Here is a 16,637-nt window from a genome sequence, read left to right as displayed (position 1 = left end):
GTGCGAACAACGGCGGGGTCAGGGTGCGATCCAGGCCAGCGTCGCCATGCGCCCGGTGCGAAGATCGCGCCGGTGCGAGTACAGATCCGGGTCGGCCATCGTCGACAGCGTGCCGCCGTACACCTGCGCCGGGTCCATCCCCGCCGCCTGCAGGCGCTGCCGCGCCAGTGCGAACAGATCCACCTTCCAGTGCCCGGCCCGGGTCGCCACGAACGCCGATGCGGCGGCCGCATCATGGCCGACGAACGCGTGATAGACCTCCTCACCAATCTCGTAATCGGCCGGTCCGGCAGCCGGGCCCAGCCACGCGCGCAGCTGCGCCGGCGGCGTCTGCATGGCGGCCACCGTGGCCTCCAGCATGCCGTCGGCCAGCCCGCGCCAGCCGGCATGCGCCGCGCCCACCTCGCTGCCATCGACGGCGGCAAACACCACCGGCAGGCAATCCGCGGTCAGGATCGCCAGCACCACGCCCGGCACCGAGGTCACCGCGGCATCGGCCACCGGTTCGCTGGCGCCTTCCACCGGCGGCGCGTTGAAGCGCAGCACGGTGCTGCTGTGCACCTGGCGCAGCCAGTGCGGTGCCGACGGCAACGCCAGCCCCTGCTGCAGCAGCTGGCGGTTGTGCTCGACGTTGGCCGGGGCATCGCCATCGGCCGCGTGCCGGTTGCCCAGGTTGAACTGCGCGAACGGCGCCGGCGAGATGCCCGCGCCATGCCGCCGCGTGGTCAACGCATGAACGCCCGGAGGCGCCGGCCAGTCAGCCTGCAGCAGGGGCAGCGCGGCGGTCATTACCAGCGGTCCCGCTCGCGTGCGGCGAAGGCTTCGCTGTCCTCGCGCAGCACCTTCATCAGGTGCAGCATGTCCTCCGGCACCGGCGCGGTGTTGCGCACCGGTTCACCGGTGATCGGGTGGGTGAACTCCAGGGTCTCGGCGTGCAGCGCCTGGCGCTTGAAGCCGCGCAGCGCGGCCACCAGCTCGTCGCTGGCGCCCTTGGGCAGCTTCAGCGCACCGCCGTACAGCGGGTCGCCGATGATCGGATGGCGCACATGCGCCATGTGCACGCGGATCTGATGGGTGCGGCCGGTTTCCAGGCGGCACTCCAGCGCGGTGTGCGCACGGAAGCGCTCGCGCAGGCGGTAATGGGTGATCGCTTCCTTGCCGTCTTCGCGCACCGCCATCTTCAGGCGGTCACGCGGGTGGCGGTCGATCGGGGCGTCGGCGGTACCGCCGGCCACCAGTGCGCCCATCACGATGGCCAGGTACTGGCGGTGCACATCGCGCGCGGCCAGCTGCTCGACCAGCGCGGTCTGCGCCTCCAGGGTCTTGGCCACCACCATCACGCCGCTGGTGTCCTTGTCCAGGCGGTGCACGATGCCGGCACGCGGCAGCACCGCCACCGACGGGTCACGGAACAGCAGGGCGTTGACCAGGGTGCCGCTGTGGTTGCCCGCACCCGGGTGGACCACCAGGCCGACCGGCTTGTTGATCACCAGCAGGTGCTCGTCCTCGAACAGCACGTCCAGCGGGATGTCCTCCGGCTGCGCATCGGTCTGGGTTTCCAGCACCACGTTGAGGGTCACAACCTCGCCACCGCGCAGCGGGTCGCGTGGGCGCACCTGTGCGCCGTCGAGCAGGACATCGCCGGCCTTGATCCACTCGGTCAGGCGCGAGCGCGAGTATTCGGGGAACAGTTCGGCCACGACGGCGTCGAAACGGCGGCCGGCGGCGGTGTCGGGGACGATGGCCTGGCGGGCCGATTCGGAGGGTTGTTCAGACATGGCAGGGGGCATTCTTTGAAATTTTGGGGTCCCGGCGGCCGGTTTCAGTCGCTGGACAGGACACTAGGCTATCATCGACCCTTCGTATTCCAGCCGCGTCCCGCCTCGACCCCATGATCCGACGCTCCGTCATGCTCTCCGCGCCCGTCCGCCTCACCGCCCTGCTGCTGGTGCTGGTCATCGCCGCCACCGGTTGCCACCGCGGCGCCAAGAAGGGTGATCGCCCCGACGAGGGCGTGCCGGTCGAACAGCTGTACGAGAAGAGCCACAAGCTGATGCAGGGTGGCAACTGGAGCGGCGCCGAAGCCAGCTTCCGCCGCCTGGTGGCCCAGTACCCCTATGGCCCGTACACCGAACAGGCGATGATCGAGACCGCCTACGCCCAGTACAAGGCCGGCAAGCACGATGACGCGGTGTCCAGCATCGACCGCTTCATCCGTACCTACCCGACCCATCGCAACATCGCCTACCTGTACTACCTGCGCGGCCTGGCCAACTCCAACCGCAGTACGGTTTTCCTGCGTCGCGTATGGTCGCTGGACGCCAGCCGTCGCGACCTGTCCACGCCGCACCAGGCCTATTCGGACTTCAACATTGTTGTCGACCGCTACCCGAACAGCCGCTACGCCGCCGATGCCCGCCAGCGCATGGTGGAGCTGCGTGACGTGTTCGCCCAGCACGAACTGGACAACGCCCTGTACTACATGCGCCGCGGCGCCTGGGTCTCGGCTGTGGGCCGCGCCAACTACCTGCTGGAAACCTACCCGCAGAGCGCCTTCCAGTACGACGCGGTGGCCGTGCTGGCCGACTCCTACACCCACCTGGGCAACAAGACGCTGGCCGACGATGCCCGTCGCGTGCTGCAGCTGAACCAGCCGGACCACCCGTGGCTGGAAGGCAAGTGGCCGAAGTACCCGTGGATGATCCGCAAGCTGAACCCGTTTGCCGGCGAGAAATCCGCCAGTACCGGCCAGCGCAACGCGCGACTGGAAAAGAAGTAAGAAAGCAAAGGGCCCCGCAAGGGGCCCTTTCTTTTTGTAGCGTCGAGCCATGCTCGACGGATCTCCCCCGCCGCTTGCCCCGCCCCACTCGGCCCGGCATTAGGAATTCTACGAATCGGCCGCCGTTGCGATGCCGTTCCCAAACCGGACCCGCGCGGCCCTCCACACTCCAGCGCACGGCCATTCCCGCCTGCCTGGAGTCCGCATGACCTCAACCGTTTCCCGCACCCGGCCCCTGCTGGCCACCCTCGCCGCCACCCTGCTGGCCCTGCCCGTTGCGGCCGCGGCTGCCGAGCCCGGCGATCTGCTCACGGCAGCCCCCTATCGCGCCGACTGGGTGCCGTCGAAGGCGGCCCAGGCGTACCTGCTGAGCTATCACACCCCCGATCACAGCGGGCGGCTGGCCCAGGGCACCGGGCTGCTCTATCTGCCTGCCGGCACCGCGCCGGCGGGCGGCTGGCCGGTGGTCTCCTGGGCGCATGGCACCCAGGGCATTGCCAACCACTGCGCGCCGTCGGTGTCCGGCCCCACCCACCCCGAGCGCGACGGGCGCTTCCTGGACCACTTCCTCGGCCAGGGCTATGCCGTGGTCGCCGCCGACTACCAGGGGCTCGGCAGCCCGGGCCAGCACACCTACCTGCACGTGCGCACCGCCGCGCGCAACAGCATCGACATGGTCAAGGCCAGCCACCAGTTCCTGGACGGCGGTCGCCTGTCGCCACGCTGGGTGTCGGTGGGCTATTCGCAGGGGGCCTCTGCGGCGCTGAGCGCCGGCCACCTGGCGGCCGACTATGCCGGCCCCGCCCTGCAGTTCAAGGGCAGTTTCACTGCCGGCACGCCCACGGCCGTGGAAATCACCGCACTGGTGATGCGACCCGACAGCCGTACCGCCAATCCGGGGGCGCTCAATGCCTACCACGCCTACCTGCTCGATGGCCTGCTGCAGGTGGCACCGCAGATCGACCGCGTGCTGAGCGCGCAAGGCCGGGCCCGTATCGCGCTGGCCCGCCAGCACTGCCTGACCGATCTGGCCGCGCAGCTGGAGGGCGCCAGCACCGGCGAAATGTTCAGCGCGCCGTTGACCTCGGTACCGGGGATCTGGACGCTGCTGCACGACTATCTGGGCGTGCCACGGCACGGGTTCACCCAGCCGCTGATGCTGGCCCACGGCACCCGCGACCAGGATGTGCCCTACCTGACCACCCTGCTGTACGCCGCCGGCCTGGCCCTGCGTGGCGAGCCGGTGGCCTTCCGGCAGTATCCGGTCGACCACCGCGCCACGCTGGATGCAGCAGCGGCCGATGGGCTGGCGTTCGTGCGCGCACGGCTGGAAGACGGCCGCTTCGACCAAGCAGCCGAATTGGCGGGTGTGGAACAACAGCTCGACGCCGCGCGATGATGGGTTTGTAGATCTACGCCATGCGTGGATGATGGTCGAACACCGTGCGGACCAAGGTCCGCACCTACCGGAGAGGGGGTGGGCCGGCCCGCCCTTATCCCTTGAACCCGTTGCTGATCGGGTAGCGGCGCTCGCGGCCGAACGCGCGGCGCGAGACCTTCGGCCCCGGCGCGGCCTGGTGCCGCTTCCATTCACTGATGCGCACCAGGCGCAGCACACGGTCGACCACGGCCGCGTCATAGCCTGCGGCAACGATCTCGGTCCGCGACTGCTCCTGGTCGATGTAGCGGTACAGGATGCCGTCCAGCACGTCATAGGCCGGCAGCGAGTCCTGATCCAGCTGGTTCTCGCGCAGTTCGGCCGACGGCGGGCGGCTGATCACCGCCGGTGGAATCACCGGCGCGCCGCCCACCGTGTTGCGCCACTTGGACAGGCCGAACACTTCGGTCTTGTACAGGTCCTTCAGCGGCGCATAGCCACCGCACATGTCGCCGTAGATGGTGGCGTAGCCCACCGCATACTCGCTCTTGTTGCCGGTGGTCAGCAGCAGGCCACCGAACTTGTTGGCCAGTGCCATCAGGATCACGCCACGACTGCGCGACTGCAGGTTCTCTTCGGTCACATCCGGCGTGGTGCCCTCGAACATCGGCGCCAGCGATTCCATCAGGCCCTTGAATGCCGGCTCGATCGAGACCGCTTCCAGCTTCACGCCCAGTGCCTGGCACTGCTCGGCGGCCAGATCGTTGGACAGGCCGGCGGTATAGCGCGACGGCAGGCGCACGGCGGTCACGTTGTCCGCGCCCATTGCGTCCACCGCCATGGCCAGCACCAGTGCCGAGTCGATACCACCGGACAGCCCCAGCCAGACCTTCTTGAAGCCGTTCTTGCGGCAGTAGTCCTGGATACCACGGGTCACTGCACGCCAGGCCAGCGCATCCATGCTCTCGTCGCCGTCGTCCATCCACACGTGCGGCAGGAAGCGGCGGCTGGCGCCGTCGTACTCCACCACCAGCCACTGGTCGACGAAGGCGGCAGCGGCCGGGTGCACCGTGCCGTCACCGTCGGCCACCACCGAGGCGCCATCGAACACCAGCGCGTCCTGGCCACCGACCACGTTGAGGTAGGCAATCGCCGCCCCGCTCTCGCGCGTGCGTGCGGCCAGCACCGCATCGCGCTGGGCATGCTTGCCGCGCTCATAGGGCGACGCATTGGGCACCACCACCAGCTGCGCACCGGCGCGCACGGTATCGGCCAACGGCTCGGCGAACCACAGGTCCTCGCAGATCAGCAGGCCCACCGGAATGCCGTTGACCTCGAACACGCAGCTGCCACCGTCGGGATCGACATCGAAGTAGCGGCGTTCGTCGAACACGGCGTAGTTGGGCAGCTCGCGCTTGCGGTAGGTCTGCTCGACCAGGCCATCACGCAGCACGCTGGCGGCGTTGTAGACCACCGCGCCGGCGGCCTGCGGCCAGCCGACCACAGCGGTGATGCCACGGCAGGCCGCAGCGATGCGCGTCATCGCCTGCTCGCACTCGTACAGGAAGCCCGGGCGCAGCAGCAGGTCTTCCGGCGGGTAGCCGCTGACCGCCAGCTCGGGGAACATCACCAGCTCGGCGCCGTACTCGTCGCGCGCCTGGCCGATCATCTCGATGATGCGCTCGGTGTTGCCGGCAACATCGCCGACCGGGAAGTCGAACTGCGCCATCGCGATGCGGATCGAAGCCATGGGAATCCAGCCTGTGGTTGCAATGCGCCCATTGTAGCGCCGGGGTCAGATCCCGTTTGCGCCGCAAATGGGATCTGACCCCACGCCAGACGCACAAAGGCCGCCCGGAGGCGGCCTTTGTGTTCAAAGCAGCCGGCCAGCGGCCGGCTCTACCGATCATGCCGGCCGGGGCCGGCAACAATCTTATTTCACCAGCTTGGCGATGGCAGCGCCCAGGTCGCCCGGCGAGCGGACGGTGACAACACCGGCAGCTTCCATGGCGGCGAACTTGCCTTCCGCAGTGCCCTTGCCGCCCGAGGCGATCGCACCGGCGTGGCCCATGCGCTTGCCGGCCGGAGCCGACGCACCGGCGATGAAACCGACGACCGGCTTCTTCACGTGGTTCTTGATGTACTCGGCGCCGGCTTCTTCAGCGTCACCGCCGATTTCGCCGACCATGATGATGCCTTCGGTCTGCGGGTCTTCGTTGAACAGCTTCAGGCAGTCGACGAAGTTCAGGCCGTTGATCGGGTCACCACCGATGCCGATGCAGGTGGACTGGCCCAGGCCGACTTCGGTGGTCTGCTTGACCGCTTCATAGGTCAGGGTGCCCGAACGCGACACGATGCCGATCTTGCCCGGCTGGTGGATGTGGCCCGGCATGATGCCGATCTTGCACTCACCCGGGGTGATGACGCCCGGGCAGTTCGGCCCGATCAGCACGGTGTCCGGATGCGAACGGGTCAGCACGTTCTTCACGCGCAGCATGTCCAGCACCGGGATGCCTTCGGTGATGCAGACGATGACCTTGATGCCGGCAGCAGCGGCTTCCAGGATCGCGTCAGCCGCGTACGGCGGCGGCACGTAGATCACCGACGCGTTGGCGCCGGTGCTCTGCACGGCGTCGGCCACGGTGTTGAAGACCGGCAGGTCGATATGGGTGGTGCCACCCTTGCCCGGGGTCACGCCGCCGACAACCTGGGTGCCGTACTCGATCATCTGAGTGGCGTGGAAGGTGCCCTGCTGGCCGGTGAAGCCCTGCACGATCACCTTGGTGTTCTTGTTGATCAAAACAGACATTGGAATTCCTTGGTGTCGGTATCAGGCGGCGTTCTTGACAGCTTCAACGATCTTCTTGGCGCCATCGTTGATGTTGTCAGCCGGGATGATGGCCATGCCGCTGTCACGCAGCAGCTGCTTGCCTTCTTCCACGTTGGTGCCTTCCAGGCGCACCACCACCGGAACCTTGACGCCCACTTCCTTCACGGCGGCGATGATGCCTTCGGCAATCATGTCGCAGCGGACGATGCCGCCGAAGATGTTGACGAAGATGCCTTCGACCTTGTCCGAGGACAGGATCAGCTTGAAGGCTTCAATGACGCGCTGCTTGTTGGCACCGCCGCCCACGTCCAGGAAGTTCGCCGGCTCGCCGCCGTTGAGCTTGATGACGTCCATGGTGGCCATGGCCAGGCCGGCGCCGTTGACCATGCAGCCGATGTTGCCGTCCATGGTGACGTAGTTGATGTCCAGTTCCGAAGCGATCACTTCGGTCGGATCTTCCTGGGTCTTGTCGCGCATGGCGACCAGGGCCTTCTGGCGGAACGCGGCGTTGTCGTCGCTGTCGAACTTGCCGTCCAGCGCATACAGGTTGCCGTCGTCCAGGATGGCCAGCGGGTTGATTTCAACCAGCGCCAGGTCCTTTTCGTTGAACAGGCGGTACAGGTTCACCATGATGCTGGCGAACTGGCCGGCCTGCTTGGCGGTCAGGCCCAGCTTGAAGCCGAAATCACGGCCGTGGTAACCCTGCACGCCTTCGACGAAGTCGACGTTCAGCGAGTGGATCAGCTCCGGGGTTTCAGCGGCGACCTGCTCGATCTCCACGCCGCCTTCCGAAGAAGCGATGTAGGTGATGGTCTTGGTGCCACGGTCAACCAGCACCGACAGGTACAGTTCCTTGACGATCTCGCCGGCGGTGGTCACCAGCACCAGGTTGACCGGCAGTTCAACGCCAGCGGTCTGGTAGGTGGCCATCTTGGTGCCGAGCATCTTGGCCGCAGCGGCCTTCACGTCGTCGGTGGTCTTGCAGAACTTGACGCCGCCAGCCTTGCCGCGGCCGCCAGCGTGGATCTGCGCCTTGACCATCCAGGGGCCCTGGCCCAGGGAGTTGGCAGCGGCAACCGCTTCGTCCGGGGTCGCAGCGACCTTGCCGGCCGGGACCGGGATGCCGTACTCGGCAAGCAGTTGTTTTGACTGGTATTCGTGGAAATTCATGCGTCACCGTGGGAATAGGAACGACCGCACGCAATTCCTCAGGGCCCCGGCGGGGCGCCGGCATGGACCGCGGCGGGCCCACTATTGTGGCCGAGCCGGCGCCGGGGCGCAAAGAAGTCTGTACAAGACGCCAGACCCGGCCAGTTTTCCGCCGTCATTCAGGCGGTTGCGGGCGCAGGGCGGGCCCGGCCAGGCACCCGCCCGGGGTCGATTGCGCAGGAAATCGCTTCCACAAGCCTATACTTGGGGCGGCGATGTCGGGGTAGAGTCGCGCTTGCTCGACTGCCCGGTCTGTAGAGTCGAGCTTGCTCGACTGCTTTGGTTTCCAGAGCAGAGGCAGTCGAGCAAGCTCGACGCTACGCAGCGCGGTTCCGATGATCGGGGGAACATCGGCTACGCTGTCGGCCACCGCCGTCAAAACCCAGTTCCAGGCAGCCAGAAGGGGAGTTCCGGCGTGTCACCCAGTGCTTCATTGATTGACCGCATCGAATCGATCCCTCGGCGCGAGCTGTACTTCTTCGCGCTGTACCGGGTGCTGATCGCCGCCGTCATCGCCGGCCTGCTGTACAGCCCGCTGTCGGCCATGGTCGGCGAAGCCCACCACCCGCGCCTGGCCGATACCGTCGCGGTGATCTACCTGCTGCTGTCGTTGCTGGCCCTGGCGATCGGCCGCAATGAACGCTGGCTGCGTCCGATCGTGGTCAGTGGCGTGCTGGTGGACATCGTCGCCGCCACCCTGCTTTCGCATGCCCTGCCCGGTGCCAGCGCCGGCATCTCGATGTCGCTGCTGTTCAACATCGCCGCCGCCGCTACCCTGCTACCGCTCAGCCTGGGCCTGGGCCTGGCGCTGGCCGCCAGCCTGGCCACCGGCGTGGAGTACACCTGGAAACTGCTGGAGGGCGGTGACCCCACCCGCACCCTGGCCGAACTGGCGATGTTCGCCACCAGCTACCTGGCCCTGGCCTTCATCAGCTACCAGGTGGGCAACCGCGCCCGTCGCAACCAGCAGCTGGCCAACCAGCGCGGCGACGAAGTGGCCAACCTGTTCCAGATCAATGAACTGATCATCCGCCGCATGCGTACCGGCGTGCTGGTGGTGGACGCCGACAACCGCATCACCCTGGCCAACGAAGCGGCCTCGATGCTGCTGGGCGACAATGACGGCAACGGCGAAAGCGGCCGCCTGGATCTGGCCAGCGCCGCGCCGGAACTGGCCCGCCGCCTGCAGCGCTGGCGCAATGGCTGGGCGCAGGAAGAACTGCCGTTGCAGCTCAACCCCGACCAACCGGAAGTGCAGCCGCGTTTCGCCCGCCTGCTGGCCGGCAGCGATCTGGCGCTGGTGTTCCTGGACGATTCCAGCGTGGTCTCGCGCCGCGCCGAATCGCTCACCCTGTCGGCCATGGGGCGCTTCTCGGCCAGTCTGGCGCATGAGATCCGCAACCCGCTGGCGGCCATCAACTACGCCGTGCAGCTGCTGGAGGAAGGCACCGGTTTCAACGAGAGCGACCGCCGCCTGCTGCAGATCATCCGCCAGCAGTGCCAGCGCACCAACGGCATCGTCGAAAGCGTGCTGGGCCTGGCCCGGCGCGAACGCGCCACGCCGGAGAACGTCGACCTGGCCGCCTTCGTCCGGCGCTTCGTGCTGGAGTACAAACAGGGCCAGACACTGGAGACGGACAGCATCGAGCCGATCATCAACGACACCTCGGTGATGGCCCAGGTCGACAGCAAGCACCTGTACCAGGTGCTGACCGTGCTGGTGCACAACGCGCTCAAGTACGGGCGCATCGGCCAGCAACCGGCACGCGTGCGCCTGCGCGTGGCCCAGCACGAACGCAGCGCGGTGATCGACGTGATGGACCGTGGCCCCGGTATTCCCGAAAGCGTGGCCGCGCAGCTGTTCCGGCCGTTCTTCACCACCTCCGAGCACGGCACCGGCCTGGGGCTGTATATCGCCCGCGAACTGTGCCGCGCCAACCAGGCGCGCCTGGACTACATCCCGGTGCCTGCCGGTGGTTCCTGCTTCCGCCTGGTGCTGCCCGGCCCGCACACCCTGCTGCCCACCTGATTCCGATTCTGTGCGTCAAACATTTGTCGCTTCCAGCCCCCTCGTTTATCTTCTCCGCCCATGAACGAAACCCGCAGCGCCCTCGTCGTCGACGATGAACGCGACATCCGCGAACTGCTGGTCCTGACGCTTGGCCGAATGGGGCTGCGCATCAGTACCGCGGCCAACCTTGCCGAGGCGCGCGAGCTGCTGGCCAGCAATCCGTACGACCTGTGCATCACCGACATGCGCTTGCCCGACGGCAACGGCATCGAGCTGGTGAGTGAGATTGCCCAGCACTACCCACGCACGCCGGTGGCGATGATCACCGCCTTCGGCAGCATGGACCTGGCCGTGGAAGCGCTGAAGGCCGGTGCCTTCGACTTCGTCAGCAAGCCGGTGGACATCGCCGTGCTGCGCGGGCTGGTCAAGCACGCGCTGGAACTCAACAACGCCGACCGCCCCGCACCCGGCCCCAGTGCCGAACAGGGCGCGCGGCTGCTGGGCGCCTCGCCGGCGATGGACGTGCTGCGCACCACCATCGGCAAGGTCGCGCGCAGCCAGGCGCCGGTCTACATCCTGGGCGAATCCGGGGTCGGCAAGGAGCTGGTGGCACGCACCATCCACGCCCAGGGCGCACGCGCGGCCGGCCCGTTCGTGCCGGTCAACTGCGGCGCCATCCCGGGCGAACTGATGGAAAGCGAGTTCTTCGGCCATCGCAAGGGCAGCTTCAGCGGCGCCCATGCCGACAAGCCCGGCCTGTTCCAGGCGGCGCATGGCGGCACCCTGTTCCTGGACGAAGTGGCCGAGCTGCCGCTGCAGATGCAGGTGAAGCTGCTGCGCGCGATCCAGGAAAAATCGGTGCGCGCGGTCGGCGCCGCCAACGAAGAACCGGTGGACGTGCGCATCCTCTCGGCCACCCACAAGGACCTGGCCGAGCTGGTCGAGGATGGCCGCTTCCGCCACGACCTGTATTACCGCATCAATGTGATCGAGCTGAAGGTGCCGCCGCTGCGCGAGCGCCGCCAGGATCTGCCGGAGCTGGCCGCAGCGGTATTGGCGCGCCTGGCACGAAGCCATGGACGCGGCACGCCGTTGCTGGCGCCTTCAGCCCTGGAGGCGCTGGCCCAGTACAGCTTCCCCGGCAACGTACGCGAACTGGAGAACATCCTCGAACGCGCACTGGCGCTGGCCGAAGAAGACTGCATCGGTGCTGATGACCTGCGCCTGCCCCAGCATGCACCGCGCGCACCGGGCAGCGCCGCGCCGGCTGAAGCCGTGGCCGACCTGCAACCCGGCAGCGCCGCCCTGCCCTCGTACATCGAGCAGCTCGAGCGCAGCGCCATCCAGCGCGCGCTGGAAGAGAACCGCTGGAACAAGACCCGCACCGCCGCGCAGCTGGGCATCACTTTCCGCGCGTTGCGCTACAAGCTGAAAAAGCTGGGCATGGAGTAAACCCAGGCTCGGAGCCCTTTCCAAGGGAAAGGGCTCTGACCCGACGGCGGACCGTGCCATCTACGCATGGCGTGGATCTACCCACCACCGTGGTAGTGCCGGCCGCTGGCCGGCAACCCCATGCATCCCGCATCCACGCATGGCGTGGATCTACCGCATCAATCCTTGGTCACGCGATTGATCTCGGCCAGGCTGGTGATGCCGGCCGCAGCCTTCTTCAACGCCGACTGGCGCAGATCATTCACTCCAATCTGCTGCGCCGCCTCGGCAATCTGCAGTGCGTTGCCACCGGCCAGCACAATGGTGGCGATCTCATCGGTCATCGGCATGACCTGGTAGACGCCGGTACGCCCCTTGTAGCCTTCGGTGCACTCATCGCAGCCCACCGCCTCATACAGCTCGATGCCGGCATCCAGCTGTGCCTGGCTGAAGCCTTCGGCCAACAGCGCGTGTTCGGGCAACTGCGCCGGGCGCTTGCAGTTCGGGCACAGGCGGCGCGCCAGGCGCTGGGCGATCACCAGCGTCACCGAACTGGTGATGTTGTACGGCGCGATGCCCATGTTCATCAGTCGCGCGATGGTCTGCGGCGCATCGTTGGTATGCAGCGTGGACAGCACCATGTGGCCGGTCTGCGCGGCCTTGATGGCAATCTCGGCCGTCTCCAGGTCGCGGATTTCGCCGACCATGATGATGTCCGGATCCTGGCGCAGGAACGAGCGCAGTGCGGCGGCGAAGGTCATGCCGCGCTTGTTGTTCTGCTGCACCTGGTTGACGCCGGGCAGGCGGATTTCCACCGGGTCCTCGGCGGTGGAGATGTTGCGGGTCTCGTCGTTGAGGATGCCCAGCGCGGTGTACAGCGACACCGTCTTGCCCGAGCCGGTCGGGCCGGTCACCAGCACCATGCCGTAGGGCTTGTGGATGGCATCCATGAACAGCTTCTGCTGGTCCGGCTCGTAACCCAGCTTGTCGATGCCCAGCTTGGCCGCGCTGCCATCCAGGATACGCAGCACCACCTTTTCACCGAACAGGGTCGGCAGCGTGCTGACGCGGAAGTCGATCTGCTTGGTCTTGGACAGGTTCAGCTTGATGCGCCCGTCCTGCGGCACGCGCTTTTCGGCGATATCCAGCTGCGCCATCACCTTCAGGCGCGCGGCGATGCGCTGGTTCAGCTTCACCGGCGCACGCGCCACCATCTTCAGCAGACCGTCGATGCGCAGGCGCACGCGATAGTCGTCTTCGTACGGCTCGAAGTGGATGTCCGAGGCGCCCTTGCGGATGGCATCGACCAGCACCTTGTTGACGAACTTCACCACCGGCGTGTCGTCGCCCTTGGCGTCGATGCCCGAGTCGCCACCGGCATTGTCTTCGTCGCCGAGGCCGACATCGAGGTTGGCCATCCCCTCGTCGTCGCCGCCGAGCGTATCGCCCAACGTGTCATGGCTGGCGTGCCACTGCTCCAGGGTGCGGCGGATCTGATCCTCGTCGACCAGGATGGTCTCTACCACCAGATTGGTGTGGAACTTGATCTCGTCCAGCGCGTGGGTCGGGTTGCTGGTGCCCACGAACAGCTTGCCGCCGCGTTTGAACAGCGGCAGCACGTTGTGCTTGCGCAGCAGCTCTTCGCTGACCAGGCTCATCGCGTTCTGGCTGGCGTCGAAGGTGGACACGTCGAACAGCGGCATGCCGAACTCGACCGCATTGGCCGCCGCCAGCTGCGAGGCGCTGACCAGCTTGTTCTGCGCAAACCAGGTGGGCAGTGGCTGGCGGGCCGCCGTGGCCTTGGCCATGGCATCGCGCGCGGTGGCCTCGTCCAGGGCACCGTCCTGGACCAGGCGCCGGGCCAGGCCGGTGATGCCGACCAGATTGGGGGGGGAAACAACGCTCATGGTCTTCCTCGTATCACTCTTGCCCTGACGGCTGGGAATCAGCGGTTGCAGCCGGCACCGGGCCGGTGGAGGCCAGGTAGCTCAGCAGGCGCAGCGGCCCGCTCCGTTGGGCATCAGGCGCGAGCGCCTTCCAGTACTGGTCCGTCAGTTGACGCGAGGCTGCGCTGTCGCCCAGCTGCCGCGCCGCATGTTGCATTGCACCGAACAGATAATAGCCGGAGCCGGCATCGGCCAGCAGCGCCGCTCCATGCTCGCCCTGCAACAATCGTCGCCCTTCCGTGAGTACGGTGTGGTGATCATCGGTGGCCACTGCGGCCACCAGCGCCAGGCTGGCCGAAACGGTCGGGGTCTGCGGCGGACACGCCAGCCACGCCGGCTGCGCCCACAGGGCCACGCGTTGTGCGGCCGGCAGGAACGGCGTGGTGTCACCCGACAGCGCAAACACCAGCTGGGCGCTCTGCAGCGGCGCCTTGTCCAGTTCACAGCGGCTGGCCAGGCCGCGAAGTGCCTGCGCGCGCAACCAGTCGGCGGCGCGAACGTCCTGCGCCGACGACGGAGTGCCCTGCAGGAAGGCAGCCAATGCGCGAGCAGCGGGACGCGGGTCGTCGCGGCTCGAATCGGGCTGGGCCCGCTTCTTCACGCTGTCGCCGGCATGCACGTCTTCCGGTCGTGCCACGATGGCCCAGGGCGCCACCATCACTTCCTGGAAGTCGCGGGTGAACGCGCTCTGGAAACGTGCCACCGGCGCTTTCAGCTTCAGCGTCGGGAAGTAGTCGGAGTTGCGCGCGGCCGGGTACAGCGGTACGAACGCCCTCAGCGCTGCATCGTCCATCGACAGCGTGTCCTGCAGATCGGCCAGCGAGTGCACACCGATCCGTGCCAGCTCTTCGCGCAGCGCCGGTTGCTGGAACAGGCGGTCGTTCATCGGCGGCAGCTTGCCCTTCGGCGTAGCTACCAGGATCAGGTCGCCGCGGTTGGCCAGGTAGGCGCGCGCATCGGAGAACTGCTCCAGCATGCCTGCCAGCACCGAGCTGACCAGTTCGGGAGTGATCTCGTACATCTGCAGCCACTGCACGAACACGCCGCCTTCGTTGAGCTGCTGCGGCACGAACCTGTAGAACTCGTCACTAAACAGCGCCGCCGTGCCGCCCACCCACGGGTTGGAGGGCTCGGAGATGATCAGATCGTACTTGCGCGGGCTCGCGGCGAAATAGGACTTGGCGTCATCGATCACCACATGCGAGCGCGGGTCCTTGAAGGCGCGTTCGACACGTTCACCGAACAGGCGCGCGCCCTCGACCATGGCCGGCTCGATTTCCACCGTATCCACCCGGCCGATGCGGCGATCGCCCAGCAGCGTGTGCGTGCTGAGGCCTGAGCCGAAACCGATCACGCCGACGCGCTGGTAGTCCTCGCGCAGTGCCAGCGGCAGCGCCGCCAGCAGGATCATGGTCGACTCGTCGCTGGTCGGTACCTGCTGCATCGACACCGACATGGCCGCGTCGACCTTGCCGTTGGTGGCGATGGCGCGCAGATGCCCGCCCGCATACGAATTCTCGTAGACCGCCACGGTCGCGGTCTGGCCATCGCGCGAGAACAGCATCCGCGCGGTATCGGCCAGGCGCACATTGCCATGGCGGTAGACGGAGGAGTTGAGCACCAGCGGGTCGAACCGCACCAGCAGCACCGCCGCGATCACCCCAGCGATGCCCAGCGCACCGGCCCGCAGCACCGGCGAATGCAGCCCACGTTCATCCGCCGCCCGCACCCGCTGCAGCAACACCCAGCCCAACGCGATATCCACCACCGCGGCCACCAGCAGGGCGTACTTCAAGCCCAGCAGCGGCATCAGCAGATGGATGGCCGCCAGCACGCCCACGATCGCGCCCAGCGTATTGAAGGCGTAGGCCTGGCCGATCGAACGCTCGCCGTGTCCGCTGCGCAGCAGGGCCAGGGTCAGCAACGGCAGCGTCATGCCTGCGAAGAACGCGGCCGGGAACATCACCAGCCCGGCAATCACCGCACTGGCCAGGTTGTACAGCACGTAGCCATCGGCGCTGCGCACGATGACCCGCATCAACCAGCCCACCCAATCGAACGCCTGGGCGTACACGAACATCGAGGCCAGCGCGGCCAGACCCATCCAGACCTGTACCCAGCCGGCCACACGCAGCGGCGACTGCATGCGGTCCGCGCGCCGGCGCAGCCACAGCCCACCGAAGGCGATACCGAGAATGAAGGCCGCCAGCATCAGTTCGAAGGAATGCAGCGTGGTGCCCAGCGCCAGCGACAGCATGCGCACCCAGGTGATTTCATACACGAACGACGATGCGCCGGTACCGGCGGCCACCAGCAGCACCAGCAGTACCGGCACCGCATTGCGGCGCGGCCCGTCGGACGCCGGGGCGGGCGCCGGGCTGGCGAGCACAGCCGGTACGCTGGCGTCACGGGCCACGGGATAGACGACGATGGCGACCACGATGTTGAGCAGGCCCGCACTGAGTACGGTGCCAGGCAGACCCACCGCTGGCAGCAGCAGGTAGGTGGCCACCAGCGCACCGGCCGCCGCGCCCAGACTGTTGGAGAAGTACAGACCGGCGAGCACTTCGCCCTGCGCCATCGGCTGCAGGCGCATGTAGCCGGCGCTCATCAACGGGAAGGTTGCCCCCAGCAGGATGCACTGTGGCAGCACCAGCGCGGTGGCCAGCGCCCAGCGCAGCGCAGTGGAGGACGACCCCTCCATGCCAGGCATCAGATGGGTGTAGGCCCAGCCGGTCACGCCCTGGAACAGACCGTCGAAGCCGATGCCGAGCACACCGATCACCAGTTCGATGACCGCATAGGCCAGCAGAGGCCGGCGCAGCAGCGCGCTGCGCCGGCTGACCAGCCACGCGCCCAGCGCCATGCCGCCCATGAACAGGATCAGCACCAGCGACTGCGCATGCGAGGAGTGCCCGAGGAACAGCCCCAGGTACTGCGTCCAGATGGACTGGTAGATCAGCCCGGCGAACCCGGACAGGATGAAGATCAGCAGCAGCCATGGGCCATGGCTGTTGGATGGACGGTTCATTGCGGCTCCCCAGTCGCACAGT

11 protein-coding genes are annotated in these 16,637 nt (G+C 67.3%); 4 read left to right on the top strand and 7 right to left on the bottom strand.

From position 1 onward, the window contains the following. Positions 1-18: 18 nt before the first annotated feature. The gene (gene pgeF, locus C9412_RS11550) at positions 19-789 is read right to left on the bottom strand and encodes a peptidoglycan editing factor PgeF (RefSeq protein ID WP_107231749.1); all 771 of its coding nucleotides are present in this window, start codon (positions 787-789) and stop codon (positions 19-21) included. Next, a complete protein-coding gene (rluD, locus tag C9412_RS11545; RefSeq protein WP_107231748.1) occupies positions 789-1,778 on the bottom strand; it encodes a 23S rRNA pseudouridine(1911/1915/1917) synthase RluD in 990 nt (329 codons plus the stop codon). Before rluD ends, pgeF begins: the two co-directional genes overlap by 1 nt. Before the next feature lie 113 nt (positions 1,779-1,891). Between rluD and C9412_RS11540 the strand changes: the two genes are divergently transcribed. Then, on the top strand, positions 1,892-2,779 hold the full coding sequence (locus C9412_RS11540; RefSeq protein ID WP_107231747.1) for an outer membrane protein assembly factor BamD: 888 nt from the start codon (positions 1,892-1,894) through the stop codon (positions 2,777-2,779). A 205-nt stretch (positions 2,780-2,984) separates the two neighbouring features. Further along, positions 2,985-4,178, top strand: a complete 1,194-nt coding sequence (locus C9412_RS11535) for a lipase family protein (protein WP_107231746.1) — start codon at positions 2,985-2,987, stop codon at positions 4,176-4,178. 94 nt (positions 4,179-4,272) lie between these two features. On the opposite strand, the gene C9412_RS11530 is transcribed toward C9412_RS11535, so the two are convergent. The 3 genes from C9412_RS11530 to sucC form a co-directional block, all read right to left on the bottom strand. Further along, complete coding sequence (locus C9412_RS11530) at positions 4,273-5,907, bottom strand: NAD+ synthase (RefSeq protein ID WP_107231745.1); 1,635 nt, start codon at positions 5,905-5,907, stop codon at positions 4,273-4,275. Between the two features lie 183 nt (positions 5,908-6,090). Continuing rightward, positions 6,091-6,966, bottom strand: a complete 876-nt coding sequence (gene sucD / locus C9412_RS11525; RefSeq protein ID WP_005410793.1) for a succinate--CoA ligase subunit alpha — start codon at positions 6,964-6,966, stop codon at positions 6,091-6,093. A gap of 21 nt (positions 6,967-6,987) precedes the next feature. Further along, positions 6,988-8,157 carry an ADP-forming succinate--CoA ligase subunit beta gene (gene sucC, locus C9412_RS11520; protein WP_004154430.1) on the bottom strand — a complete coding sequence of 390 codons (1,170 nt, stop codon included), beginning with the start codon at positions 8,155-8,157 and terminating at the stop codon, positions 6,988-6,990. A gap of 454 nt (positions 8,158-8,611) precedes the next feature. Between sucC and C9412_RS11515 the strand changes: the two genes are divergently transcribed. Both C9412_RS11515 and C9412_RS11510 read left to right on the top strand, forming a co-directional pair. Further along, positions 8,612-10,225, top strand: a complete 1,614-nt coding sequence (locus C9412_RS11515; protein WP_107231744.1) for an ATP-binding protein — start codon at positions 8,612-8,614, stop codon at positions 10,223-10,225. Positions 10,226-10,285: 60 nt separating this feature from the next. Then, positions 10,286-11,659 (top strand): sigma-54 dependent transcriptional regulator, encoded by a 1,374-nt coding sequence (locus C9412_RS11510; RefSeq protein WP_107231743.1) that lies wholly within the window; start codon positions 10,286-10,288, stop codon positions 11,657-11,659. 158 nt (positions 11,660-11,817) lie between these two features. Here C9412_RS11510 and pilB read toward each other — a convergent pair whose 3' ends face one another. Both pilB and C9412_RS11500 read right to left on the bottom strand, forming a co-directional pair. Then, complete coding sequence (pilB, locus tag C9412_RS11505; RefSeq protein WP_107231742.1) at positions 11,818-13,545, bottom strand: type IV-A pilus assembly ATPase PilB; 1,728 nt, start codon at positions 13,543-13,545, stop codon at positions 11,818-11,820. 13 nt (positions 13,546-13,558) lie between these two features. Beyond that, on the bottom strand, positions 13,559-16,615 hold the full coding sequence (locus tag C9412_RS11500) for a fused MFS/spermidine synthase (RefSeq protein ID WP_107231741.1): 3,057 nt from the start codon (positions 16,613-16,615) through the stop codon (positions 13,559-13,561). Positions 16,616-16,637: the final 22 nt, after the last annotated feature.

This window comes from Stenotrophomonas sp. Nf1, assembly GCF_003028475.1.
In the GTDB taxonomy this organism is placed as follows: domain Bacteria; phylum Pseudomonadota; class Gammaproteobacteria; order Xanthomonadales; family Xanthomonadaceae; genus Stenotrophomonas.
The sequence above is the reverse complement of the archived record's forward strand: the minus strand, read 5'-3'. Positions and strand labels throughout refer to the sequence as shown.